Origin of the sequence: Kitasatospora sp. NPDC059803 (genome assembly GCF_042732255.1) — a bacterium.
In the GTDB taxonomy this organism is placed as follows: Bacteria; Actinomycetota; Actinomycetes; order Streptomycetales; family Streptomycetaceae; genus Kitasatospora.
Genome location: NZ_JBHWIJ010000424.1, coordinates 3471 through 5476, shown reverse-complemented (window position 1 = coordinate 5476; position 2006 = coordinate 3471). Strand labels below are relative to the sequence as shown.

Sequence of the window (2006 nt, the reverse complement as noted above, 5' to 3'; positions counted from 1 at the left end):
CCTGGAGGTAGATGTGCGCGTAGTTGCCGGTGGTCGCCGCGATGTTGCTGCGGGCGCAGTTGGCGTCCAGCTTGCGGATGTCGGTGCCGGCGCACTCCGGCAGCTGCGGCTGGGTGGGCGTGCCTCCGCCGGAGGCGCAGGCACCGTTGGCGCACGCCGTCAGCCAGCTGTCGAAGCCGGCGTCGTAGCGGGTGCCGATGGTGGTCTTGAGCAGGGTGCGGGCGCCGGCCCAGTCGCCCGCCCGGTACTTGGCGAGGACGGAGTCCAGGTCGCCGCGGTGCTGCTCCAGCATGTAGCGGACGGCGAGGTAGCCCCAGCGGTAGACCCGGTCCTGGTCACCGTAGGCGGTGTCGAAGAGGTCGCTCAGCTTGTAGGTGTGCCGGGCGGCCGCCGCGATGGCGGCGTCGTTGGTCACCTTGCGGTACGAGTACGAGATGTACTCGGCGAAGCCCTCGACCCACCAGACGGTCGGGGTGGTCATGCCGGCGTTGAAGTCGCCGTACATGTCGAACCGGCCGTCGAGGTAGTGGGTGTACTCGTGGTTGAGGTTCCAGATCTCGAACGACGGGCGGGCCCACTCGGCCTCGTAGCAGAGGAAGCGCGGCTGGTTGCCGGCCTTGGCCGGGTCGCCCTCCAGGTACATGCCGCCGTTGTTGGTGTCGATGCCGTAGATGGCCGCGGCCAGCACCTGGTAGTCCAGGGAGGAGTGGAAGACCACCACCTCGATCGTGGTGTTGCTGTCGTCCTTGACCGGGCCGTTGTCGCGCACCACCGAGTGGAAGTACGCGTCCTGGCCGGTGAGGCTGGTGCAGGCGGTGCCCAGCTGGGTGTTGTCCAGCGCCTGGGCGATCAGCTTGATGCTCGGGCTGCAGGTGTAGTTGACCGTCAGCACGCCCGCCTTGAGCTGGTCGGAGGCGTTGCAGGTGCCGTAGTAGGCGCAGTTGGCGGCGTCGTAGTAGCCGACCCCGTCCGCGACCGCGGCCCACTGGTAGACGGTGCGACCGTTCGGCGCGGACTGCGCGACCAGCGACTTGGCGAGCGGACGGACCTTGGGCTGGAGCGCCGTGTCCTTCAGGAAGCGGGTCAGCTCCTTGGCCGCGTTGTAGACCAGCACGCCGAAATCGCCACCGAGCTGGTCGTTGTTGCGGGTCGCGAAGCCGGACAGCGCGTCCAGCACGCTCGGGTCGGCCTCGACCGCCGCGTCGAAGCCGGTCACCTGGTGGCCGCGGAACAGCACCGTGAAGACCGGGTTCACCGCCCAGGCCATGCCGGCCGGGTTCCAGGTGGCGCTGCTGTAGTCGTTCAGCAGCTGCTTGACCACCGGGAGGTAGCGGATGTTCTCCTGCGCGCTGTCGATCAGGGTGACGGCCTCGCCCAGGATGGGTGCGTTGCCCGCGGCGACGTCCCGCACGTGCGCGCCGCCGAAGAAGGCGTCCAGCCCGGAACGGATCGCCGTCTGGAGGGCGGTGCCGTAGGTGCCGACGTCGTCCTTGTGGTACCACTGCGCGAAGTACCCGGCGCGCAGGTACAGCACCAGTTGCTCGACGGAGGTCGAGTTGTCGCCCGGGTAACTGCCGGACGCGTCGCGCAGCGCGTACGCCACGGTGGTCATCTGCTCCTCACGGAACGCGCCCCTCGCGTCCGCGCCGGTGAGCTGGAAGAGCCCGTTGATGCACTGGATGTCGGCGGCCTTGATGTGCTGGACCAGGTCGCCGCCCGTCCGGCCGGTGAAGTCGCCGACGTTGCAGGGCTGTGCGGCCGCCGCGCCGAGGGAGAAGGCCTTGGCGGTCGGCCGGGCCTCGGTCGGCCGGGTGTCGAGCGGGAGCGGGGCCCGCTGGTCGGCAGAGGCGAACTGCCGGTCGGTGTGGCCGCGTTCGGGGGCGCCGACGGCGGGCTGCGGCGCCGGTCCGGCGGGGGTGGTGGGGGCGGACGCGGCGGCGGGGCGGGCGGCGGGGGCGGGCGGGCGCCGAGGGGGGGACAGGGCCCACGGGCGAGACCAGGTGTCG

1 protein-coding gene is annotated in these 2006 nt (G+C 70.8%); it reads right to left on the bottom strand.

Going from position 1 to position 2006, the window contains the following annotated elements; genetic code table 11:
- On the bottom strand, positions 1 to 2006 hold a 2006-nt coding region (locus ACFV6I_RS37195), incomplete at both ends, for a collagenase (RefSeq protein ID WP_380430465.1).